The 22,252-nt window shown below is 74.2% G+C and carries 16 protein-coding genes; 8 read left to right on the top strand and 8 right to left on the bottom strand.

What is annotated here, in order from left to right; translation table 11 throughout:
- Positions 1–29 precede the first annotated feature (29 nt).
- Complete coding sequence (gene uraH, locus AC2D9U_RS02425; RefSeq protein WP_484746078.1) at positions 30–368, bottom strand: hydroxyisourate hydrolase; 339 nt, start codon at positions 366–368, stop codon at positions 30–32.
- Positions 365–1,552: a urate hydroxylase PuuD gene (locus AC2D9U_RS02420; protein ID WP_484746075.1), complete on the bottom strand. Its 1,188-nt coding sequence runs from the start codon at positions 1,550–1,552 to the stop codon at positions 365–367. The genes uraH and AC2D9U_RS02420 overlap by 4 nt, the downstream gene beginning before the upstream one ends.
- Before the next feature lie 134 nt (positions 1,553–1,686).
- Here AC2D9U_RS02420 and AC2D9U_RS02415 point away from each other — a divergent pair, with 134 nt between their 5' ends.
- The 3 genes from AC2D9U_RS02415 to AC2D9U_RS02405 are packed head-to-tail and all read left to right on the top strand — an operon-like array spanning position 1,687 to position 5,338.
- Positions 1,687–2,430: a maleate cis-trans isomerase family protein gene (locus AC2D9U_RS02415; RefSeq protein WP_484746072.1), complete on the top strand. Its 744-nt coding sequence runs from the start codon at positions 1,687–1,689 to the stop codon at positions 2,428–2,430.
- A complete protein-coding gene (locus AC2D9U_RS02410) occupies positions 2,430–3,644 on the top strand; it encodes an FAD-dependent oxidoreductase (RefSeq protein ID WP_484746069.1) in 1,215 nt (404 codons plus the stop codon). The genes AC2D9U_RS02415 and AC2D9U_RS02410 overlap by 1 nt, the downstream gene beginning before the upstream one ends.
- Positions 3,645–3,673: 29 nt before the next feature.
- Positions 3,674–5,338, top strand: coding sequence for a hypothetical protein (locus AC2D9U_RS02405; protein WP_484746066.1), 1,665 nt, complete (start codon positions 3,674–3,676; stop codon positions 5,336–5,338).
- A 3-nt stretch (positions 5,339–5,341) separates the two neighbouring features.
- On the opposite strand, the gene AC2D9U_RS02400 is transcribed toward AC2D9U_RS02405, so the two are convergent.
- On the bottom strand, positions 5,342–6,325 hold the full coding sequence (locus AC2D9U_RS02400) for a Bug family tripartite tricarboxylate transporter substrate binding protein (protein ID WP_484746063.1): 984 nt from the start codon (positions 6,323–6,325) through the stop codon (positions 5,342–5,344).
- 127 nt (positions 6,326–6,452) lie between these two features.
- On the opposite strand from AC2D9U_RS02400, the gene AC2D9U_RS02395 reads away from it, so the two are divergent.
- Together AC2D9U_RS02395 and AC2D9U_RS02390 are read left to right on the top strand one after the other, a co-directional pair.
- On the top strand, positions 6,453–7,721 hold the full coding sequence (locus AC2D9U_RS02395) for a M20 family metallo-hydrolase (RefSeq protein WP_484746059.1): 1,269 nt from the start codon (positions 6,453–6,455) through the stop codon (positions 7,719–7,721).
- A gap of 72 nt (positions 7,722–7,793) precedes the next feature.
- Complete coding sequence (locus AC2D9U_RS02390; protein WP_484746056.1) at positions 7,794–8,879, top strand: cyclic nucleotide-binding domain-containing protein; 1,086 nt, start codon at positions 7,794–7,796, stop codon at positions 8,877–8,879.
- Positions 8,880–8,883: 4 nt separating this feature from the next.
- On the opposite strand, the gene AC2D9U_RS02385 is transcribed toward AC2D9U_RS02390, so the two are convergent.
- Genes AC2D9U_RS02385 through AC2D9U_RS02370 form a run of 4 tightly spaced genes read right to left on the bottom strand, consistent with a single transcriptional unit; the run spans position 8,884 to position 18,194 of the window.
- The gene (locus AC2D9U_RS02385; RefSeq protein WP_484746053.1) at positions 8,884–11,823 is read right to left on the bottom strand and encodes a CHAT domain-containing protein; all 2,940 of its coding nucleotides are present in this window, start codon (positions 11,821–11,823) and stop codon (positions 8,884–8,886) included.
- Positions 11,820–16,151, bottom strand: coding sequence for a two-partner secretion domain-containing protein (locus AC2D9U_RS02380; protein ID WP_484746049.1), 4,332 nt, complete (start codon positions 16,149–16,151; stop codon positions 11,820–11,822). The genes AC2D9U_RS02385 and AC2D9U_RS02380 overlap by 4 nt, the downstream gene beginning before the upstream one ends.
- Positions 16,151–17,917, bottom strand: a complete 1,767-nt coding sequence (locus AC2D9U_RS02375) for a ShlB/FhaC/HecB family hemolysin secretion/activation protein (protein ID WP_484746047.1) — start codon at positions 17,915–17,917, stop codon at positions 16,151–16,153. Before AC2D9U_RS02375 ends, AC2D9U_RS02380 begins: the two co-directional genes overlap by 1 nt.
- A gap of 10 nt (positions 17,918–17,927) precedes the next feature.
- A complete protein-coding gene (locus tag AC2D9U_RS02370) occupies positions 17,928–18,194 on the bottom strand; it encodes a hypothetical protein (RefSeq protein ID WP_484746045.1) in 267 nt (88 codons plus the stop codon).
- A 141-nt stretch (positions 18,195–18,335) separates the two neighbouring features.
- Here AC2D9U_RS02370 and AC2D9U_RS02365 point away from each other — a divergent pair, with 141 nt between their 5' ends.
- From AC2D9U_RS02365 to AC2D9U_RS02355, 3 genes are all read left to right on the top strand, one after another.
- A complete protein-coding gene (locus AC2D9U_RS02365; RefSeq protein WP_484746044.1) occupies positions 18,336–19,013 on the top strand; it encodes a Crp/Fnr family transcriptional regulator in 678 nt (225 codons plus the stop codon).
- A gap of 197 nt (positions 19,014–19,210) precedes the next feature.
- Positions 19,211–19,678, top strand: a complete 468-nt coding sequence (locus AC2D9U_RS02360; protein ID WP_484746042.1) for an invasion associated locus B family protein — start codon at positions 19,211–19,213, stop codon at positions 19,676–19,678.
- Between the two features lie 92 nt (positions 19,679–19,770).
- The gene (locus AC2D9U_RS02355) at positions 19,771–21,735 is read left to right on the top strand and encodes a CHASE2 domain-containing protein (RefSeq protein ID WP_484746039.1); all 1,965 of its coding nucleotides are present in this window, start codon (positions 19,771–19,773) and stop codon (positions 21,733–21,735) included.
- Between the two features lie 91 nt (positions 21,736–21,826).
- Here the strand turns inward: AC2D9U_RS02355 and AC2D9U_RS02350 are convergent, their stop codons facing one another.
- Positions 21,827–22,213 (bottom strand): RidA family protein, encoded by a 387-nt coding sequence (locus tag AC2D9U_RS02350; protein ID WP_484746036.1) that lies wholly within the window; start codon positions 22,211–22,213, stop codon positions 21,827–21,829.
- Positions 22,214–22,252 lie beyond the last annotated feature (39 nt).

Raw genomic sequence — 22,252 nt, 5'->3', positions numbered from 1 at the left:
CCGAAAGCCCGCGAAAGACTACAAGCGCCTCAGGAGCCGCGATAGGTGGCGTAGGACCAGGGCGTGCACAGCAAGGGGACGTGGTAATGCCCCTCGCCGGCGGCAAGCGTGACCGCGATCGGCACGACATCGAGGAAGCCCGCGCCGCCGAAATGGGCGCCGATGTGGAAGCGCAACTCATAGCGGCCGGGGATGAAATCCGCGGCGCTCATCAGCGGCGTGTCGGTGCGGCCGTCGCTGTTGGTCAGGCGTTCCGTCACCTTCACCGGGCCGGCGGGGTCGATGCGGTAGAGCTCCACCTTCACCCCTGCCGCCGGCTTGCCCGTGGCGGTGTCGAGGATATGCGTGGTGAGTGCCGAGGCCTTCATTGCAGCGGCGCCCCGGCAGCCACCCAGGCAAGCAGCTTGGCGCGCTCCTCGGCCGTGATCTCGGTGAGGTTGCCCGGCGGCATCGCCTCGGTCGCGACCTGCTGGCGCATCGCCTGCGCCCAGCGGCGGAGTTGCTGGGGCGTCTCCAGCATCACGCCCTTGGGTGGCGCGCTGAAGGCCTCATCGGTCGGGCGCGCGGCGTGGCAGGAGGCGCAGCGGGCGGCGGCGATGGCCTGCACCTCCTCGAAGCGGGGCACCTCGGCGCCCGCCATCTGCGGGGTGCGGGCGGGGGCGAGCACCACCATCAGCCCCACCACCACGGCTGTCGCGGCCGCCGGCAGCCAGAGCGGGTTGCGGCCGAATTGCCGCGCGACGAAGAACTGGCGCACCAGCGCGCCGGCCAGGGTCACGGCCAGCAGCACCACCCAGTTCCACTCGCCGCTCCAGGTCATGGGGTAGTGCGGGCTCAGCATCAGGAACAGCACGGGCAGCGTCAGGTAGGTGTTGTGCACGCTGCGCTGCTTGCCCCAGCGGCCGTATTTCGGGTCCGGCTCCTGCCCCGCCTGCATGGCGGCGACCATCTTGCGCTGGCCGGGGATGATGACCATCGCGACATTCGCCACCATGATCGTGCCGGTCATCGCGCCCACCTGCAGGAAGGCGCCGCGCCCCGAGAAGATCTTGCACGCCACGAAGGCCGAGACGGCGAGCAGCGCGATCGCCACGCCGAGCAGCACGTTCTCGTTCTCACCGAGCTTCGAGCGGCAGGCGAGGTCGTAGATCACCCAGCCGGAGACCAGCATCACCGCCGAGATGGCGATGGCGGTGGCGGGGGAGAGGTCCATCACCGCCGGGTCGATCAGATAGGTGCTCGCCTGGCCCCAATAGATCAGCACGAAGAGGCTGAAGCCGCTGATCCAGGTCCAGTAGGCCTCCCATTTGAACCAGTGCAGCTTCTCGGGCAGGCGCTCCGGGGCCAGGGCGTATTTCTGCTTGTGGTAGAAGCCGCCGCCATGAATCGACCATTGCTCGCCCTTGACGCGCGGATTGCCGTCGCGCGGCGGGTCGAGCTGGTTGTCCAGGCCGATGAAGTAGAAGCTGGTGCCGATCCAGGCGATGCCGGTGATGACATGCAGCCAGCGGATCAGCAGATTGGCCCATTCGGCCAGATAGGCGGCGTCCATCGCGTCGCGGTTCCCTCGACAGGCCCCGGGGTAGGGGCCCGCATTGCGCTGCAACAATCGCGCTAGCCGCCGCCCTGGGCAAGGGCGGTGCGCGGCGATAGCCTCGGCCGACCTTGCGCGGGAGAGTCGGGGACATGGCGGATGCATTGGGCTGGCGGAAGCGGATCGGCTTCGTTGTGCCCTCCACCAACACCATCGTGCAGCCGGAAGTCGATGCGCTGCGCCCGCGCGGCGTCACCTTCCATCTCGCACGGGTCTCCATCAAGGAGCGGCCGCTGACCTCCGAGCAAGCTTTTCTCGAACATGTCCAGGCGATGCGCGACGGTCTGGGGGCGGCGATCGAGCAGGTGATGACCTGCGCGCCCGAACATCTGGTGATGGGCGTGGCGCTCGAGGCCTTCTGGGGCGGGCTCGCGGCGTCGAAGGCGCTGACGGCCGAGCTTGAGCAGAAATCCGGCGTCGGCGTCTCCATGGGCAGCTTCGCCACCGCCGCCGCGCTGGAGCGGTTCGGCGCGAAGCGGATCGCGGTGCTCACCCCGCACCAGCCGCGCGGCGACGCCATGGTGCAGGCCTGGTTCGCCGAGGCGGGCTTCGAGGTGGTGCGCCTCAAGGGCCTGAAATGCCCTTCGCCGCGCGAGATCGCGCAGGTCTCTCCCCAGGCGATCCGCGAATCGCTGATCGAGCTCAACGGCCCGGATATTGAGGCGCTGGTGCAGGTCGGCACCAACCTCGCCGGCAGTGCCGTGGCGGCGGAGGCCGAGCGCTGGCTGGGCAAGCCGGTGCTCGCCATCAACACGGTGCTGAGCTGGGATGCGCTGCGCCGCACCGGCATCACCGACCGTATCGAAGGCCATGGCCGCATCCTGGAAGAGTTCTGATGACGCCGCAGGTCCTGCCCCAGATACTGATCGCCGGCGCCGGGCCTTCGGGCCTCACCGCCGCCTTGATGCTGGCGCGGGCCGGCGTTTCCGTGCGCGTGCTGGAACGCCATGCGGAGCCCTTCGAGGATCCGCGTGCGGCCACCATCCACCCACCGACGCTGGAGCTCTACACGGAATCGGGCGTCACGGATGACCTGCTCGCCCAGGGCATCGTGGCACCGGTCTGGCAGTTCCGCGGCCGGGCGGAAGGCGTGGTGGCGGAGTTCGATCTGGGCCTGCTGGCCGATGTCACGCCCTATCCGTTCCGCCTGCAATGCGAGCAGCACAAGCTCTGTCGCATCCTGCTGAAGCACCTCGCGGCCTTCCCGCATGCCGAGATCCGCTGGGGCGTCGCCGTGGCCGATGCCGCGCAGGATGCCGAAGGGGTCAGCGTCACCACCGAGGCGGGCGAGGTGCATCGCGCGCGCTACCTGCTCGGCGCCGATGGCGGGCGCTCCGTGGTGCGCAAATCCCAGCAGATCCCCTTCGAGGGCTTCACCTATCGCGAGCGCTTCCTGGTGGTGACCACCACCGAGGACATGGCGGCGAAGGGCTATGCCATCTCCTCCTACGTCTCGGACCCCGAGACCTGGTGCGCGCTGTTCAAGGTGCCCGGGAAAGCCCCACCCAAGGGGCCGGGGGGCCTGTGGCGCATCGTCTTCCCCACCGACCCGGAGGCCGAGGAGGCCGCGCTGCTGGATTTCGCCGCCGCCGGAGCCCGGGTGCGCGCGCTGATCCCGCAGGAGGGCGAGTTCCCGGTGGTGCACACCAACCTCTACGCCGTGCACCAGCGCGTTGCCGGCACCTTCCGCAAGGGCCGCGTGCTGCTGGCCGGGGATGCGGCGCATGTGAACAACCCGCTCGGCGGGATGGGCATGAATTTCGGCATCCATGACGCCTTCCTCGCCGCCGAGCGCCTGACCCAGGCCCTGCAGGGCGCGCCCGAGGATGGCCTCGCCCGCTATGACCGCCAGCGGCGCCATGTGGCGGAGGCCTTCCTCCAGGCCATGACCATCGCCAACAAGAAGAACCTGGAGGAGAAGGACCCCCTGGCCCGCGCCGCGCGATTCGCGGAGCTGCGCGCCACGGCGGCCGATCCGGCGAAGGCGCGGGCGCATCTGCTCAAGACCAGCATGATCGAAGGCGTGCGCGCCGCCGCCGCCGTGGCATAAGGGGCGGAGCACGCCCGAGGGAGACCCGCATGCGAATCCACTATCTCGGCCTCGCCTTCGCCGGCGCCGTCACCCTCACCGCCGCTGGCGCGCTTGCCCAGGCAGAGGCCGAGCGGCGCCTGGATGCCGCGATCGAGCGCCTGCGCAGCGCCATCGGCCCCGAGGCGCGCATCACCATCGGCCGGCGGGAGGTCGACCCCGTCACGGGCCGCGCGCGCCTGACGGAGGTGCTGGTCACCGATCCCGAGAGCCGCACCACCATCGCCGAGATCCTGCTGCATGACCTGGCGGAGACGCGCCTCGGCCGCGCCGAGTTGCGCCAGATCCGCGGCGAGCGTGGCAAGGAGCAGACCATCGACCTCAGCCGCCTGGTCATTGGCGGCCTTGCCTTGCCCGCCGCCGGGCAGGGGTTCGACCCGGGCAGCTTCGCGCTCGACCTGCTGGAGATCGAGGGGCTGCGCGCCATCTCGACCGAGGATGGCACGCTCACCCTGGGCCGGGTGTCGATCGAGGCCTATGCGCCGGGCAGCCTGCGCGCCGCACGGATCGAGGGCTTCGGCTTCGACGGCGCGGCCAGCGATGCGGTGCGCGTGCGGATCGGCCGCGCCAGCGCCAATGGCCTCGCCTTGCCGCGCGCCGACGCCAAGGACATCGACCCGCGCAGCTTCCGCGCCGAGGCCCTGGCCATCGAGGGGGTGGAGCTGCGCGACCCCGACCGGGATGTGGACATCGAGCTCGGCCGGGTTGCGCTGCGCGACTGGGTGCCGGGCCGGCTGACCGAATTCGCGCTGGAGGGCCTGGCCCTGGCCGTGCCGCTGGATGCGCTCGGCGATGGCGAGTTCCGTCTGGGGCGCGTCGAGTTCACCGGCATCGACGCCGCCGCCACCCTCGCGGCCGTGCTGGATGAGGTCCAGCCGCCCGATCCCGTGCCGGGCTCGCCGCAGCGCTTTGCGCTGCAGGGCTTCGAGGTGCAGGCCGATGGCATGCCGCTGCTGAGCCTGGGGCGTGTCGTCACCGAGGCGACGATGGATTCGGCCGGGCTGATGGCGGCCTCCCTCGTGCTGGAGGGCTTCGCCCTGGCGCTGCCGCCCGGCATGGCGGGCTGGCTGGAGCAGGTGGGCTATCGCGAGCTCAGCGGCGGGCTGGAGCTGCGCGGCACGGCGCAGCCGACCGGCGGGCGGCTCGAGATCGAGCCCTTCCGCATCGCCTGGGAGGAGGCCGGCACGCTGACCATCCTGGCCCAGGCGCAGGGCCTGCCGCGCATCGCCCCCGGCGAGCGGGCGGACCCGGCGAGCTACGCCGCCAGCCTCGCCGCCGGCCAACTCGCCGGGCTGACGCTGCGCTGGGAGGAAGCGGGGCTGCTGGAGCGCGTGTTGGTGAACCAGGCGCGCGCCCAGCGCGTGAGCCCGGCGCAGCTGCGCGAGCAATGGGCGCAGATGGCGCTCGCCATCCCGCTGCCCGGCGCCCCCGCCCCGCGCCCGCAGCGCGGCCGCCCCGCCCAGGGGCAGTCCCCGGCGCCGGACGCCTTCACCCCGATGCGCGAGGCCATCGCGCGCTTCATCCGCAACCCCTCGACGCTGGAGATCGCACTGCGCCCGCCCGCGCCGATCGCCTTCGGCGAGATGCAGGAACGGGCCAATGCCGGCCCCGTCGAGGCCGCGCGCATCTTCGGGCTGAGCGTGACGGCGCCGTGATGCCTATTGCAGCGTGATCCCCGCGCTGCGCACCACCTCGCCCCAGCGCGCCACATCCGCCTGAAGGCGGGCGGCGAAGGGGGCGGGGCCCTCGCCCAGCGGATCGGCGCCGATCTGCGCCATCCGCGCCAGCACCGCCGGGCGCGTCAGCGCGCTCGCGACCAGCCCATGGATGCGCTCGACCAGCGCGGGGGCCATGCCCTTCGGGCCCATCAGCCCGTTCCAGGTGATGGTTTCGAAGCCCGGCAGGGCCTCGGCGATGGCGGGCACGCCGGGCAGGCTCGCATGGCGCGTCAGGCTGGAGACGCCATGCAGCCGCACCATGGGGTTCTGCGCGTGCGGGATGGCTTCGCTGAGATTTGCGAACATCATCGGCGCATTGCCGGCGATGACATCGGCCAGGGCCGGCGCGCCGCCGCGATAGGGCACGTGCTCGGCCTCGATGCCCAGGCGCTGCAGGAACAGCGCCATCGTCAGGTGCTGGAAGCTGCCCACGCCGCCCGAGGCATAGGCGAAGCGGCCCGAACGCGCGCGCATCCAGGCGATGGTCGCGGGCAGGTCCGCGGCCTCGACGCTGCGATGGGTCATCAGCACGAAGGGGTTGGTGCCGAGATTCACGATCGGCGTCACATCCGCCACCGGGTCGAAGCGCGGGCGCTGCGCCATCGCCGCCGGGGCCACGGCCAGCACGGCGACGGCCACCATCATCAGCGTGTGGCCATCAGGGGCCGAGCGCACCATGGCATCGGCCGCCAGCAGCCCGCCCGCGCCGGTGCGGTTCTCCACCACGAAGCTGCTGCCGGGCACCGCCTCGGTGAGGATGTCGGCGGTGAGCCGGGCCAGCGCATCGGTGTTCCCGCCCGGCGCGAAGGGCACCAGGATCCGCACCGGGCGCTCCGGCCAGGGCGCGCCCGTCGTGGCCTGGGCGCGGGCGCCGGCGGGCAGCAACAGGGCAGGGGCGCCCAGCAGCAGGCGGCGTGCGATCATTTCGAACTCTCCCGGCTTTGGTGGGTGGCACTGTAGCTGCTACATCGCGGCGCGAAAGCGTCAGGCGCAGGGATCCGCGCCGGGTGGCGTCACAGGTAGCCCATGGGATAGGCAGGGAATCGGCGTGATGGATGGCAAGGCGGCACCCAACGCAGTCGCGGCGGTGGACCAGGCGCGGCACTGGGGCCGGATGATGGAGATGGCCGAGTTCGGCGCCATCCCCGGTGAGGGCGTGAACCGCGCCTGCCTCACGCCGCTCGACCGCGCCGCGCGGCGGGTGCTGATCGCCTGGGGGAAGGAGATCGGGCTGACGCCCTCCGTCGATGCGCTGGGCAATCTGTTCCTGCGCCATGAGGGCAGTGATCCCACCCTGGCCCCGGTGCTGACCGGCAGCCACATGGACAGCCAGCCCAATGGCGGGCGGTTCGACGGCATCTGGGGCGTGATCGCCGGGCTCGAGGCGATCCAGGCCCTGCGCGAGGCGGGGCTCGCCACGAAGCGCCCGATCGAGCTGGTGGCCTGGACGAATGAGGAAGGCGGGCGCTTCGCCCCGGGCTGCATGGGCTCCATGGCCTATGCCGGCTACCGCGAGGCGCATGCCTGGGACGAGGTGAAGGACACCGAGGGGCTGAGCTTCGGCGCCGAGCTCGAGAAGCACCTGGCGCTGGAGGCCGACATCCCCCGGCGCGGGCTCGGCGTGGTCGAGGGCACGGCCCCCTTCGCCTATGTCGAATGCCATATCGAGCAGGGCCCGATCCTGGAGCGCGAGGGTCTCGACATCGGCGTGGTCGAGGGCATCCAGGGCAGCCGCTGGTTCACGGTGGAGATCACGGGTCGTTCCGACCATGCCGGCACCGCGCCCGTCTCGATGCGCCGCGACGCCGTGCAGGACATGGTGCGTGCCATCACGGCGCTGAATGCGCTGATGCATGACCCGACCGACGTGCTGCGCTTCACCGTCGGCCGCGTCGAGATCAGCCCGAACAGTTCCAACTCGGTGGCGGCGCTGGCGCGCTTCAGCATCGATTGCCGCCACCCGGATGCCGAGGTGCTGCGCGCGCGCGGCGATGCGGTGGCGGGCGTGGTGCAGGCGGCGATGCGCGGCTGCACGGCGAAGGTGATCGAGCGGTTCAACGCGGCGCCGTCCTCCTTCTCGCCGATGATCTGCAAGCTGGTGGAGGAAGCCGCGCAGGCGCAGGGCCTTGGCGCGCGGCGGATGCAGTCCGGCGCCTTCCACGACGCGCAATTCCTGATTCCGCTGTGCCCGACGGGGATGATCTTCGTGCCCTGCCGGGGCGGCGTGTCTCACCACCCGAGCGAATACAGCACGCCGGCGCAATTGGCGGCGGGCGCGCGGGTGTTGACGGCGGTGCTGGCGGAGCTGGCGAACCGGTAGTGGCGCCCGGCCTTGAAAGGGTGCGTGACGCTCCGTAAACCCGGCGCAACGAGTGGCTCAAGGCGCGCGACGATGGATCCTGTCCCAGCCCCCGACGACGCGATGCCGGCCGATGCGGCCGTGTTGCGCACCCGCCTGCGGCAGGTCGACCTGCTGGCGGCCCTGGACGATACCGATCTCGACGCGCTGGCGACCACTGCCGAGCCCCGGCACCTTGCGCCCGGCGCTCCGCTGTTCCGCCAGGGCGAGCCGGGCGACGGGCTGTGGCTGCTGCTGGCGGGCGAGATCGGCATCTCCCTGCGACGGGAGGGGGCGGTGGTGGAGCTCAATCGCCTCGGCGCCGGCAGCGCGATCGGCGAGATGGCGCTGATCGATGGCGAGCCGCGCAGCGCCGATGCCGTGGCGCTGGGCCCGGCCGAGTTGCTGTTCCTGCCGCGCGAGCGCGCCCTGGCGGTGCTGGCCTCCCGCCCCGCGGCGCTGCTGGCGCTGCTGCGGATGCTCTGCGCGCGCCTGCGCCGTTCCAGCGAGCGCGTGGCCGATGCGGCGGATGCGCATCGCAGCGCCGAGCAGCGCTTCCACCGCGCGCTCGACCTCGCGCTGGATTGCAACGCGCTGACGCATCTGCCTGGCGGCCTGGCGGCGGACCGCATCGCCGCCGAGGTCGCGGCCAGCCCGGGACGGCTGCGCGCGCTCTGCTATTTCGACCTGAAGGACTTCAAGCCCTTCAACGATATCCGCGGCTGGCTCGAGGGCAATCGCGCGCTGCTGCTCTTCGCCGACACGCTGGGCCGGCAGGCCGCCACCTGGCCAGGGGCGAGCCTGTGCCATGTCGGCGGCGATGACTTCTTCCTCGCCTTGCCCGATGCGGGGCCGGATGTCGCCGCGCTGCAGGCCCGGCTGGAGGCACTGCGGGATGAGTTCTCCCGCGCCGCGGCCGAGGCGCTCTACACGGCGGAAGAACGCGCCAGCGGCACCATCCAGGGCCTGGACCGTGACGGAAACCCCCGCGGCTTCGCGCTGCTGAGCTGCGTCATCGGCGTGCTGGTGCTCACGCCCCCGGAGGTGGCCGAGCCGCCGGAGGTTGGGGCGCGCGTGGCCGCGTTGAAGGATGCGGCCAAGCATGCCCCGGGCCGGATCGCGCTGGGCGGGCTGGCATAGGGCGTCACCGCGGCGGGGCGCCATCGCCGATCAGGGCGAAGGGCGCCCAGTAGAAGGGGTGCGGCAGGCTCTGCGGATCGTCGAGCAGTTGCAACTGCGCCGCGCGCAGCGAGGCGGCCGCGCCCTCGCCACGGCGTTCGTGGCGCCGCAGGGTCTCGAGCACCGTCAGCAGCGCGGCCTCGTCATCCACCGCCCAATGCGTCGCCAACAGGCCGCGCGCGCCGGCGAAGAAGAAGGCGCGGGCGAGGGCCGACAGACCCTCGCCGCCCGAACCCGCCCCGGTGCTGGTGGTGCCCGTGTTGCAGGCCGAGAGCACCACCAGATCGGCCGAGAGGCGCCAGTTGAGCACCGCGCTGGCCGGCAGGAAGGCCGCCGCGCCGCCGCCCGGGCCGGGGCCGGGCGAGACCATCAGCGCCGGCTCCTCCAGGCAGGACAATTCCCCGGGCAGCACCGCATGGGTGGCGAAGTGCAGCACGCGCGCGCCCTCCAGCGCGGGGCCCGACAGGGCGGCGGCGGTGAAGGCCGCCCCGCTGCGCAGCGTGGTCGCCTGCCCGCCTTCCGCCAGCATGCGCTGCGCCAGCTCCACTTCCCGCCGCGCCTGGGGCAGGGGCGGCAGGCGCGCGACCAGGCGGGCGTCCTCGGCGCAGCGATCGGCGGGGAAGCGCCGGGCGAGCTGCGCCGCACTTGGCGCCACCGGGTCCGCGAAGCCGGCGAAGGCGCTGCGCTGCGCCGGCGCCGTGGCCGGCACGCTGCGCGCCGTCACCAGCGCCTGGGCCGAGGCCAGATGCGTGATGGCGTGCCGCCGCAGCAGCCAGGGGGCCTCCCGCAGCCGGGCGGGGTCGGCGGGGCCGGTCAGCAGCAGGTTGAAGGGCAGGGACAGGGCCGGCCCGTCGGCGACCACCAGCAGTCGCTCCACCCCGTCCAGCAGGGGCGCGATGGGGCCGAGCAGCGCCGCGTGCAGCGCCTGCGCGGCCTGGGTGTCGAAGGGGGGCGGCCGCCCGCCCGGTCCGAGCACCAGCGTGGCGCGCACCCGCTCCACCAGCGCGGCGATCTCGGCCTCGCCCAGGGCGATGCGGCGCGCCTGCGGCGCCGCGCCGGGCCGCAGGAGGAAGACATGGCCATGCCGCGGCCCGAGCAGCATCGTCACCAGCGCCTCCTCCGGCGCCAGCAGCGGCTGCACCGCGCCCGCTTCGACCTGCAGGGCCAGGAGCTGGCGATAGCCGGGGGCGGCGGCGGCGGCGGCGGATTCGGCCTCCGCACGGGCCGCCTCGGCGGCGGCGATGCGCTGGTCGAGATCGCCCAGCGCGCCGGGTTCGGCGGCGTCGCGCGCGGCGAGAAGCGCCTGCAGGCTGCGGTCGGCATCCTGCTTCTGGCGCAGCGCGGCGCCGATCCCGCCATCGCCGCCCGATGCCGCCAGCCGCGCGACGGACAGCCCGATCAGCCGCGTGGTGGGCTCGCGCTGGGCGAATTGCGCTGCCTCGAACATCTCGGCACCCAGCCCGCGCGCGGCCAGCAGGTCGAGATAGGGCTGCACGCTCGCCACCGGCAAGGCGCGCTGGCGGGCCTTGAGGATGCGCAGCCCGGCGCGGAACTGGGCCAGCGCCTCTTCCTCCCGGCCCAGCGCCGCGGCGGCCCGCCCGGCGGCGAACAGCGCCCCGGCCTCCGGCCTTTCGCCCGGCAACGCATCGCCGAAGCGGCCGGCGGCCTGGCGGGCCAGGCCGGCTGCATTCTCCGCGCGGCCGGCGACCTCGCTGGCGCTGGCCTGGCTGCGCAGCGACCGGCCGAGCAGCAGGGTCGGCTGCAGATCGGCGCGTTGCAGCAGCTGCGCGGCGGAGGCGGCCAGGGCCTGGCCCTCGGCCCCCTGGCCGAGCCGCGCCACCGCCACGCCGCGGGCGCGCCGCGCCTCCGCGAGGCCGAGGATGGCGGATTGGGCCTGCACGTCGAGGATGACGACATCGATCTCCGCCAGGGTCTCGAGGTCGCGGGGCAGGCGGGCGGCGTAGAGCGTCTCGGCGTCGCGCAGCAGCGGCAGGGCGGCGGCGGGCTCACCGGCAGCCAATGCGGCCATGCCGCGATAATGCGCGAGCCGCGCGCCCGCCAGCGGGTCCGCCGCGCGCGGGGCCAGCGCCTCGGCCCGGGCGAAGGTGGCGCTGGCCTCGGCGCTGCGGCCCTGGCCGGCCAGGCTCAAACCCAGGGCGGTGAGCGGTCCCACCGTGTCCGGATCCTGCGCGCCGAGCACGCGCTGCTGCACGGCCAGGGCGCCGCGGAAGGCATCCGCGGCGCCGGTGAAGTCCTCGGCATCGGCCAGGCCGCGGCCGAGCTGCATCAAGGCTTCGTGCCGGCCGATCTCGGCCGCACCATAGGCCTCCGCCAACAGGGACTGCGCGGCGACGCGCAGCGCGTCGGAGCGCGCGGCGCGTGGTCCCCCCGCGTCGGGGCTGCCCGCGATCAGCCGCTCGAGCACCGGCAGGGCAGGGGCGATGCCCTCGGCCAGTACCGGCCCTTCCGGCCCGGCGGCGACGAGCACGAGATGCGGCCAGCCGCCGACGCGCCGCCGACATTCCAGCAGCCGTGCCGGGGCGCCGGAGGCGAGGCGCGTGGCAAGGGGCGGGGCGCAGGCCAGCCGCGGCTGCAGCCCCGCCACCCACACCCCGCCCGACAGACGGTCGAGCGTGGCGGCATCGACGGGGCCTTCCAGCCGGACGAGTCGCGCGGCGGGCTGTGTCCAGCCGGCGCACACGATGTCGAGGGCGCCGTGTACCGGCAGGTCAGCCTGTGGCCGGGCCGCGGGCCGCGCGAGGCAGGCCTCGCCGCGCGCATTGGCGCCGGCGGGGGTGCCGAGTTCGGGCTGCGTGCTCCGGCTGACGAAGGCGGAGTCCGGCGGCCGCGCGCAGGCGCCGAGCAGCGCCAGCCCAAGCATGAGGGCGAGGCGCCGAGGGCTCATTCCTCCTCCGCCAGGCTCAGCGGCAGCACCAGGTCGGGGTCAGCCAGGCGGGCGCGGGTGGCGCGCAGGCTGACCAGCGTCGGTTGCGGCAGGATCGGCAGAGGCGCGCCGGCCTGTGGCGCGATGCCCGGTTCGGCCTCGGCGAGGCTGCCTTCCAGCAGGAGCGCGGGGCTGGGCAGGCGGGTCGCAGTCCCGACCAAGGGCAGGATCGCCGGACTTGGAACGGGACCGGCCAGCGGCCTCTCCTCCGGGGCGGGGGCCGATCCGGCCAGGACGGGGGGCGCTACGGCGCAGCCTGCAAGGGCCAGGACGCAGCCATTGAGCGTGTAGCGCGCCTGCGCCGCGGCATCCGCCTGGGGGGTCAGCACCGCGCGTACCGCGGCACTCGTCCCGGCATCGCCCGCCAGGCTGCCGGTCAGAAGCGCCGCCCCGCCCCGGCCCTGCACGCCAAGCCGCCCCGCACCCAGCCGGCCGGAGACCACGCCATCGTCCAGCAGCAGGAAAACCGGCGCCTGCCCGGCGTCGAGGTCGAGCGTCACGGCCCCGCCCGGGCCCGCGCCGGGCGCGCCGAAGCTGGCCAATTGCAGCGGCTGGGCGTCGTCGTCACTGCCGGTCAGGTCCGGCGAGGCCGCGCCCGGGACCCGTACGGCGCGCGCATCGAAGATCAGGGCAGGGCGCGCGCCCAGGTAGCCGAGCCGGCTCGGTGCCCCGGCGGTGATCTGCGGCGCGGCGAACCAGCCCGATCCGGTCAGGTTCATCACGGCGCCATCAAGGCTGATGCTCTCTCCCACCACCCAGAGCGTCGCGGCCGAGAGGCTGCCCCCCAGCGTCACGTCCAGCCCGGCATCGAGATAGAGCAGCGAGGGCGTGGCCATGCTGCCCGTCTGGCGGATCGCGCCGCCGACATCGACGAAGATGGCGGTCGCGTCGCGGGGGCTCAAAGTGCTGGATTCGATCAGCCCGGCATTGCTGAAGCCGCCGATCGCCTGGAGTTGCAGCCCATCGGCCGCGGTGCCGCTGAGCGCCGTCGGGCTGTGGCGGATGATGCCGGTGGCGTCGTTGCGGATGTCGCCGGCGGCGAAGAGGGTCACGCCGCCCTCGGCGGTGATCAGCCCCCGATTGGTCAGGCTGCCGCCGGGCCCGACAACCCTGATCTCGAGCCCGCCCGCCCCCTCGACCGGCGCCGTACCGGCCCGGGCTTCGATGGCGCCGCCCACGCCCTGCAGGACCGACCCGCCGACAAGGCTCAGGGCAGGGGTGAAGGGCAGGATCGTGCTCCCACGCGCCCCGCCGCTGCCGCGCAGCGTGCCGGTGTTGCTGATCTCCCCTGCGGTGACGATGGAAAGCCCCGTCGTGACGGCCGGGGCGGCGGAGCGATCGATGCTGCCGGCAATGAGGCCCGTATTGATCACCCGGCCGCTGCCATTGGCGATCGCCACGCCGCCCCGGCCGGTGATGCTGCCCGCGTTCACCAGGCTGCCGGCGCCGCTCCACAGGGTCAGCAGGCCCGTGCCCAGCGCATCGATCCTGGCGCAGGCACCGGGACAGGCATTGCCGCGCAACACCTCCGGCCGGCTGGGGCCGCCCAGGCTCGCCAGCAGGTCGGTGGCCTGGGCGGCGCTGGCCACCAGGAGGAACCCGTTGGTCTGGTTGGTGTCGAGGTTGACCGTCGTGTCGACGCCCGCCCGGATGGTGTTGAGCAGGGTGAGGCTGCCGCCCAGTGCCGTGCCGCCCAGCCGCGTGGAGACCAGGATCTCCCCCCCGCCATTGTGCCCGAGTTCGTCCATTCCCGCCGAGAGGCTCCCGGCCAGGGCGATGCCGCCGGCCGAGATGCGGATGGTGTTGGCGCTGATCCCGCGCGCATCGCCGAAGCCGGAGAGGTGGAAGGCGCCATCCGCCACGGCGTCGAAGATGCCCACGCCGCCTGGCACGGTGAGGGGCTGGTCCACATGGATGTCCCCCCCGCCCAGGTTGCTCCGGAGGGTCACGCTGCCGCCGGCGGAGGGGCCCAGGGCGCCGGTGATCGGCCCATCGACCAGCACGCCGCCCTGGCCCTGCAGAAACAGGCGACCGCCCGAATCAATGGCCCCGCTGCGCAGCGGCCCGCCCTGCGTCGTGACCTGCACGCCCGGCAGGTCGGCGATGGCGAGGCTGGTCGTCGCGTCTCGCGAGGCGAGCAGCCCCGTATTCACGAAGCCGCCCATGGCGCTGATCGACAGGCCCCAGGGCGCGGCGGGGCCGGTTTCATGGAAGACCCGTGTCTGCCCCGAATGGGTGATCGTGCCACTGGCGGTGAGCAGCACGGTCGCGGTGGTCCGCGTGGCGCTGCCATAGGCGTCGATGTTGCCGGCCAGGGTGAGGTCGGTGCCGGTGGTGATGCTGATGGCACCGCTGCGCGCCGAATCCCCGGCGGCGATCTGGCCGGAAAGATAGGCCTCCCGCCCCGCTTGGATGGTGATCGCCCCGTCTGTCCCGGTCGTGCGCAGGGATGCGCGCAGCAGGCCCGGCGTGCCGCGCAGCAGGTCCGCCGTGACCAGCCCGGCGGCCGAGGGCATGGCCGCGATCTCATCGCCGGTCAGTGCGGCGGTGCCGAGATGGACGAAGCCGAAGCCGGAAAGGAGGTTGATCTGGTTGCCGCTGATGCGCCCGGTGATGGAGATGCCGCCATTCAGCACCCGCGAATCCCCCGCGGCGCCATTGGCGTTCAGCGAGATTGCGGTGCCGATCAGTTCACCCGTCACGGCCATGCCACCGGCCAGCAGGCTGATCGAAGGGGCCGAGATGGCCGCCCCGCCGCGCAGCGCGAAGAGCCCCGGCGTGGTGACCCCGAAGCCAGCCGCCGGGTCGCGCAGGGTGATGCTGGCATCCACGAAGATGCCGCCGCCATCCAGCAGGTCCGCGCCGGTGGTGGCGAGCACCAGCCCGCCAGAAGCCTTGTCGATCGGCGCCAGCACGCGGATCGCCTGCTGCGCCTCCAGCCGGTAGTCGCCGGCGGTGGTCGCGATGGTGCTGGCCAGGACCTCGGAGGTCGGCCCGCCGGTGAAGCTGTCCACCACATGCACCACGGCAGGGTCCACGAGCAGGCGGCCCGGCCGCCCGCCCGGCGCCACCAGATCCACCACCGCCCCCATGAGCAACAGGCCGTGCGAGGAGACCTCCACCTCCCCGCCATCGCCCCCGCCCGCGCCGCGCGCCGAGATGGCCCCCCGCGCCTCCGTGCGGTGGGCGCTGTGGAGCACCACCGTGCCGCCGGAGCCGCGCTGCGTGGCATCGGCGCGGATCCGCGCCCCCGCCGCCATCGCCACGCCGCCGCCCAGGCCCACCGCGGCACCGGGGCGGCTTTCGGCCCCGGCGCCGACCACCACGCGCCCGCCGCCCGCCCCGCCCGAGGCGTCGATCCGGGCGGAGGGGGCGAGCCGCGCCGTGCCGCTGGCGACCACGGCTACCGTGCCGCCCCGCGCGGCCGGCCCGCCCTGCGCGCCGATCCGGCCCGACACCGCCACATCGCCGCCCTCGGCCCGAAGCGTGGCGCGGCCGGGGCCGACCTCGATGGTCCCGGCCTGGGAGACCAGCGTCTCGATCACCCCGCCGGCGGCGCGCGCGGCCAGCAGCACCGTGCCCCCCTGGGCCTCGATCTCGCCGCTGTTGGTGACCAGCGCGGGGGCGCCGCCGCGCGAGCGCACCTGCTCGGTCACGTCGAAGGAAATCAGCCCATCGCCTTGAAGGTCCAGCGCATAGGCCTCGGCGCCGCCCATCACCACGCGACCCAGCCGGGCGCGGATTCGCCCGCTATTGGCCACTTCCGGGGCGACCAGCGCGGCCAGGCCACCCTGCGCCACGGTGATCTCACCGGCATTGCTCACCCGCGCGCCGGGCCGCGCCGGCTGGTCGAAGCGCATCCGCCCGGCCATGAAGGCCTCGTTCGTGATGCCGGGCGCCGAGGCGATGAGGCTGCCGACATTCACCTGCGCGCCCTGGCTGAATACCACGCCCGAGGGGTTGGTGATGACCACGCCGCCATTGGCCTGGATCCGCCCCGCGATCGTCGAGGGATCGCCCGCCTGCACCCGGTTCAGCGTCCAGGATTGCGCCGAGGGCTGGCGGAACTGCACCGTGTGGTCGCGCCCGACATCGAAGCGCTGCCAGTCGATCGCCGCGCGATCGCTGCCCTGGGTGATGGTGGTGCGGCCCGGGGCGGTCGTGATGGCCGCCTGCCCCGCCACCACCCGCCCACCTTGGGGCCCTGTGCCAGGCGCGGGCTGGGCCGGGGCCGGGCGGGTCAAGGCCAGCCCGGTGAGGGCGGTGGCGCAGAGCAGCCAGGCGCGCATCAGTAGCGCACCGTCGCACGGCCGAAGACCGCCTGCGCGGCCTCGGTCCCGGCCAGCGCCCCGTTCGGCCGGCGCGTCAGGCGCGAGACGCCCTCAAGCTCCAGCAGCAGATGCTCGGCGAGCGTCAGCCGCACGCCGCCGCCCCAGGAGGCCAGCCGGCGGTCCGGGTCGCGCTCCAGCACCTCGAAGGTCCGGCCGGCATCGTAGAACAGGTAGTATTGCGCCGCCGGGCGGGAGAGGCGCTCGGCCCAGCCCGCCTCGGGGCCGGGGCTTTCCGTCGCCGCCGTGTATTGCAACTCGACCGAGCCGGCCAAGGCGCGGTCGCCCGTGACCTGCCCCGAATAGAAGCCGCGGCCCAGCCGGTTGCCGCCGAGGTAGTATTTCTCGGAGAGCGGCAGCGGGTCATTGGTCCATTGCGCGCCGAGCACCGCCTGCACCCCCAGCACGCTGCCATCGGCCAGCAGCAGCAGCGGCTGGCTGCGCACGGCATCCAGCGTCACCTTGGTGAAGCCGAAATCCGCGCCGAGCCGCCCGGTGCCCAGGGCCGAGCCGTCGCTCGCGCCGAAGGCGGTCAGCCCCTGGTGCAGGCGCAGCACGCCCTGGGTCGTGGCGGCCGCGCCCACCGGCAGAAGCGCATCGCGGATATTGCCCTCGGCGCCCAGGCGCAGCGCCCGCACCCGATCCTCGCTGACCTGCCCGCGCGCGCCATCGGGCGGCAGATCGGCCAGCACGCGGCTGTCCACCGCCTCGGCCAGGGCGGTCAGGCTGAGATTGGCGGGGCGGCTGCGCAGCAGCGGGTAGCTCAGCCCCAGGCCGAGCACCTGCGTCTCGCCGCGATAGCCGATCTGCTCGAGCGCGCCATCGGGCAGGGTGTTGCCGCGCCCGGCATGGGCGCGCAGCCGCAGCCCCGAGCTGCCGAGAAAGGCCTCCTGGCCGATCTGCACGAAATGCTGGCCCCTTCCGAGCGTGTCGCCGGTGCCCAGCACCGCGACATCGGTCCGTTCGCCCAGATTGGTCATGCTGTTGAGGCTGACGCCCGCGACCATCTGCGCCCGTCCCGTCGTCGGCGCGCCGCGATTGTCGATGTTGAACAGCCAGCTGCTCGCCTGGCGGCGCAGCTGCACCACGAGCTGGAAGGCGCCGGGCTCGCGCGGCACCGGGCGCATCAGGGCGCGGGCGCCGACGCCGGGGATGTCGGAGACCAGCAGCATGGCGCGTTCCAGCCCGGCGGCCGAGAGCGGGCGTTCGCGCGTCAGCGGGTCGAGGAAGCGCAGCACCTGCACGGCGGCCGGGCCGATCTCGCCGTCCAGCAGCACCTCGGCGATGTAGCCCTCGGCCACCAGCAGCACGAGTTCCCCCGCGCCTTCGGCCGGGGCGCGGCGCAGCACCGGGGTGACGGCGACATAGGGGTAGCCCGCGGCGCGGTAGCGGCCGAGCACCGCCTGGCGCAGCGCCTCGATCTCCGCGGCCGGGACCGCGCGGCCGGCGAGATCTGCCAGTTCCGGCGCGAAGGCATCCGCCGGCAGCAGGCTCGCACCCTGCAGCCTGGCGCGGTCGATCGCCAGTATGGGGGAGCCGGCGGGGTCCACCGCCGCCGCCGGGGCGTCCCGCGGTGGCAGGGGGCTCGCAACCGGGGGGGCGGGCTGGGGAAGGGTGCGGCGGATCGGATCGGCGACCGGGGCGGGCGGGCGCTGCGCCGCAGCGGGCAGCGCGGCCAGCAGCGCGGCCGCGAGGCCGAGCCAGCGCGTGGCGCGCCCGGCGCTCATCCGGGGCGCGTCATGGCGTGCGCGATGGGGCCGGGCGAGGGGGTTGCACCGGGGTCGTGGGGCGCGGCGCCGCATCCTCCGTCGGGCCGCGCGTGCCGGCCGGCACGGTGTCGCGGGGCCCGCCCCGGGCCGGCAGGCCGAGCGCGCCGCGGGAGATCGGGCGGTCTGGGTCCACGCGCTCCGGCGCGCGGGTCTGTGCGATGGCGCCGAGGGGGTGCAGCCCCGCCAGGGCGACCAGCAGCGCGGCCAGTACGGAAAAGGGGGGAAATGCGCTCATTTCTGGACTCACCATAAATTGCTGGACGGGGCGGGGCAACGACCGCGCGATGACACGAAGTTGACGCGGGAGCGGCAAGGACGCTGTGCGCTGGCGCACAAACCGCTTGCCCCGCCCCCGGCCGCCGCGCGACATCGGCGCATGACCCATCCGGCCCTGCCCTTCCTGGAGGGCGCCGAGCCCCAGGCCCTCGCCGAGGCCCTGGCGGCGCTGCGCTGGCGCGACCTCGCCCCCGGTGCGACGGCGGTCGCGCATGGCGAGGACTCCCGCGATGTCTTCTTCGTCGCCGCGGGGGCCATGCGGGTGCTGGTCCGCGACGCCCAGGGCCAGGAGACGATCTTCGGCGATCTCGGCCGCGGCGAGATCTTCGGCGAGATGGCCGCGATCGATGGCGCCGCCCGCTCGGCCAGCATCACCGCGCTCACCGCCTGCCGCCTCGCGGTGCTGCCGGGCCCGGCCTTCCTGCGCCTGGTGGAACGCAGCCCGGTGCTGCTGCACCGCCTGCTGGGCCTGCTGCTGGCCCGGCTGCGCGCGCAGGAGCAGCGCCTGCTGGATCGCGCCCTGCCGGTGCGTTGGCGGCTGGTGGCGGAGCTTCTGCATCTGGCGCGCCCACCCGCCCGCCCGGCGCCGGGGCGCAGCATCTCCCCGCCGCCGACGCATCAGGTGCTGGCCGCGCGGATCGGCGCGCGGCGGGAGGCCGTGACTCGCGAACTCGGCCAGCTGGCGCGGGACGGGCTGGTGATGGTGCAGCGCGGCGCGATCCGCCTGCCCGACCCGGCCGCGCTGGACGCCGCCCTGTCCCGGGCCCGCGGCGCGTGAGCGCGCCCCTTGCGGCCAGGGCCGCTTTCGGCGGACCTTGCGCCGGGATGGTGAGGCAGGGTGGACCCCGGATGAGGCAGCGCGGCGCAATCGGCATCCTGGCCCTGGCCGCGGGGCTGGCCTTGTCGCCCCTGGCCGCTGCCCAGCAGCGCCCGGCGCCTCCCGCCGCGACCTCTCCCGCCAGCCCTCCGCCCGCCTTGCCCCAGCCCGCCCGCACCACCGCGACCTATGGCGACTGGACGCTCCGCTGCGACGGCGCCCCGCCCGCGCGCAGCTGCGAATTGGCGCAGGTGATCGGCAACCGCGCCGGGCAGGCGGTGGTGCAGATCGCGCTCGGCCGGACAGGCAGCGGCGCCAACGACCCCTGGAAGATGGTGCTGCTGATCCCGGTCAACGTCGCCGCCCAGCTGCCCTTCGCCCTGGTGCCGGAGGAACGCGCGCGCGCGCTGCCCTTGGTGCTGCGGGCCTGCGGGCCGGCGGGCTGCCTGCTCGATGCCGAGTTTCGCGAGGATCCCTGGGCCCGGCTCGGCGCGCGGGAGGCCGCGGCGCGCCTCGAATACCGCGATGCCGGCCAGGCCGAGGTGGTGGTGGCGGTCTCGCTCCGCGGGTTGCAGCCGGCCCTGCAGGCGCTGGCGCGCGAACGCGCGGCCCGGCCCGGCAACTGAGCGCGTCAGCGCCCCCGGCCTCGCCTGGCAGGCCGTCGCCTGGGCCGCGTCGCTGGCGCGGGCTGCTGGCGGCGCATCTGGCGCTCGCGGCCGTGCTGCTGCTGGAATTCGCCGGCGCGCTCCAGGCCCCGGCGCTGTGGCTGCATGACCGGCTGATCCTGCACCGGGCCGGCCGCGCGCCCAGCGCCGACATCGCCCTGGTGCTGATGCAGGAGGCCGATCTGCGCCAGCATGGCTGGCCATTGCCCGATGGCACACTGGCCGCGCTGCTCGACCGGCTGGCGGCGGCGCAGGCCGGCCCCATCGGCATCGCGCTGTTCCGCGACCTGCCCCAGCCCCCCGGCAGCGCGGCGCTGGCGGCGCGGGCGGCGACCAGCCCCGACATCGCCTGGGCCGCCCGGCTGACCGGCCCGGCCGCGCAGCGCGTCGCCCCGCCCTTCTTCCTGACCCCCGAGAGCCTCGATGCCGTGGCCCTGGCCGAATTGCCGGCCGATGCGGGCGGGGTGGTCCGGCGCGGGCTGCTCGCCGGGCTGGATCCGGTCAGCGGCGAGAACCATCTCGGCCTCGGCGCCGCGTTGGCAACCCGCCTGCTGGGCGCGATGCCGCAGGCGCTGGACGAGACCGGAGAGCGCATCTCCCTGGCCGGGCATCCGGTGCCGCTGCTCCCCGCCCGGGGCGCGCCCTATGGCCGGGCGGATGCCGGCGGCTACCAGATCCTGCTTGATTTCGCCGCCGGGGCTGGTGGCTTCCCGCAGTTCTCGCTCGGCGCGGTGCTGGCCGGGGAGGGCCAGGCACTGCTGCGCGGCCGGGCCGTGGTTGTGGGGATCGAGGCGCCGAGCGTGCGAGACGGCTTCACCACGCCGTTGAGTGCCGCGCGCGGCGCCGGGGCGCAGGACAGTTCCGCCGCGCTGCACGCGCATGTGGCGGACCAGCTGCTGCGCCTCGCACGCGGGCAATCGCCGGGGCTGCGCCCGCTCTCTCCGCTGGCGGAGGCGCTGGCCGCCTGGGTGGCGGCGCTGCTCGGCGCCGGGCTGGCGCAGGGCGTCGCCCGGCCGCTGCGCGCGCTGGCGGGGCTGGCGCTGGGGCTGGGCGCGCTGCTCGCGCTGGGGATCTTCGCCTATGGCCAGGGGCTGGTGCCGCCGCTGGTGCCGGCGGGCCTCGCCTTCGCGCTCGCTGCCATCGCCACGATCTGGGCGCTGCACGCCCAGGGGCTGCAGGAGCGCCGGCAATTGCGCCGCAGCTTCGACAGCTACCTCGACCCCGCCATCATCGACGCGATGCTGGCCGAGCCTGAAGGTCCACGGCTTGGCGGCGAGCAGCGCGACATCTCGGTGATCTTCACCGACCTCGCCGGCTTCACCGCCCTGGCCGAGACCCTGCCGCCGGACCGGATGGCGGCCCTGCTGAACGACTATTTCGAGGTTCTGACCCTGGCGGTCACGCGCGCCGGGGGGCTGGTGGCCGAATTCGCAGGCGATGGCATGCTTGCCATCTTCGGTGCGCCGCACCGCCAGCCCGACCATGCCGATCGCGCCGTGCGGGCGGCGCTTTCCCTCGACCTCGCGGCGGAGGCCTTCCGCGCCACCCGCCGCGGCGCGGGCATCGAGCTTGGTGTGACGCGCATCGGCGTGCATTCGGGGGCGGCGCTGGTCGGCAACATCGGCACCAGGGCGCGGCTGAAATACGGCGCGGTGGGCGATGTGCTCAACACCGCCTCGCGCATCGAGGCGCTGAACAAGCTGGTCGGCACGCGGCTGCTCGTCTCGGCCGCGACCGCGGTGCGGTGCGAGGCGCATGCGCTGCGCCCGATCGGCGTCTTCCTCATCCGCGGCAAGGCGCAGCCCATCGAGATCGGCGTGCCGGCCCTGCCGGGGGCGGAGGTCAGCGCCCATGTCGCGGCCTTCGAGAGCCTGCGAGAACACCCTGAGCAGGCCGCGGCGCGCCTGCTGGCCCTGGCCGCGGCCCGCCCCGACGACCCCGCTTTGGCCTTCATGGCGCGGCGGCTGCGCGCCGGGGCGAGCCTGCTGGCGATCGCGCCGGACGCGCCCCTGGCCTGAAGCCAGCGCTCATCCTCGGGATGTCGCGGGGTCGCATCGGTAGCGCCCTCGCGCGGCGCAGGCGGCCATGCGGCAAGCCTGACCCGCCCGGTTACGCCACGGCCGCGATCACCTCGATCTCCAGCAGGAATTCCGGAATCGGCAGCGCGCTGACCACGCAGGTCGTGCGCGCCGGCAGCGCATCCGCGGGAAAGGCCGCGGCGTAGAGCCGGTTCATCTCCGCCACGTCTGACGCGCGAGTCAGCAGCACATTCGCCTTCAGGATGGAGCGCATGTTGCTGCCCCCCTGGATCAGCGCGCGCTGCAGGTGATCCATCACGATCGCGAACTGCGCGGCGAAGTCATCCTTCGGCACGCCATCCGGACCCATGGGCCCGATGCCCGAGACGTAGAGCGTGTCGCCATGCCGGACCGCGAGCGCGAAGGGCGGGTATTTGCGCCCGCCGGCGGGCGGCATGAAGCGGGAAATCTCGGGCATGTTTGCGGGTCCCTCTCTTGTGGCGGCGGGCAGGTGCGG

It is taken from the genome of Roseomonas sp. TF40 (genome assembly GCF_057219975.1).
Note: the sequence above shows the minus strand (reverse complement) of the source record. Positions and strands in the feature narration are given on the sequence as shown.

Excerpts from the sequence above, each read along its gene's own strand:
- AC2D9U_RS02415 (WP_484746072.1), top strand. The coding sequence starts at position 1,687 with ATGGCGGATGCATTGGGCTGGCGGAAGCGGATCGGCTTCGTTGTGCCC.
- AC2D9U_RS02410 (WP_484746069.1), top strand. The coding sequence starts at position 2,430 with ATGACGCCGCAGGTCCTGCCCCAGATACTGATCGCCGGCGCCGGGCCT.
- AC2D9U_RS02420 (WP_484746075.1), bottom strand. The coding sequence starts at position 1,552 with ATGGACGCCGCCTATCTGGCCGAATGGGCCAATCTGCTGATCCGCTGG.
- AC2D9U_RS02370 (WP_484746045.1), bottom strand. The coding sequence starts at position 18,194 with ATGAGCGCATTTCCCCCCTTTTCCGTACTGGCCGCGCTGCTGGTCGCC.
- AC2D9U_RS02350 (WP_484746036.1), bottom strand. The coding sequence starts at position 22,213 with ATGCCCGAGATTTCCCGCTTCATGCCGCCCGCCGGCGGGCGCAAATAC.
- AC2D9U_RS02375 (WP_484746047.1), bottom strand. The coding sequence starts at position 17,917 with ATGAGCGCCGGGCGCGCCACGCGCTGGCTCGGCCTCGCGGCCGCGCTG.
- AC2D9U_RS02390 (WP_484746056.1), top strand. The coding sequence starts at position 7,794 with ATGGATCCTGTCCCAGCCCCCGACGACGCGATGCCGGCCGATGCGGCC.
- AC2D9U_RS02405 (WP_484746066.1), top strand. The coding sequence starts at position 3,674 with ATGCGAATCCACTATCTCGGCCTCGCCTTCGCCGGCGCCGTCACCCTC.
- AC2D9U_RS02400 (WP_484746063.1), bottom strand. The coding sequence starts at position 6,325 with ATGATCGCACGCCGCCTGCTGCTGGGCGCCCCTGCCCTGTTGCTGCCC.
- AC2D9U_RS02365 (WP_484746044.1), top strand. The coding sequence starts at position 18,336 with ATGACCCATCCGGCCCTGCCCTTCCTGGAGGGCGCCGAGCCCCAGGCC.
- AC2D9U_RS02385 (WP_484746053.1), bottom strand. The coding sequence starts at position 11,823 with ATGAGCCCTCGGCGCCTCGCCCTCATGCTTGGGCTGGCGCTGCTCGGC.
- AC2D9U_RS02380 (WP_484746049.1), bottom strand. The coding sequence starts at position 16,151 with ATGCGCGCCTGGCTGCTCTGCGCCACCGCCCTCACCGGGCTGGCCTTG.
- uraH (WP_484746078.1), bottom strand. The coding sequence starts at position 368 with ATGAAGGCCTCGGCACTCACCACGCATATCCTCGACACCGCCACGGGC.
- AC2D9U_RS02395 (WP_484746059.1), top strand. The coding sequence starts at position 6,453 with ATGGATGGCAAGGCGGCACCCAACGCAGTCGCGGCGGTGGACCAGGCG.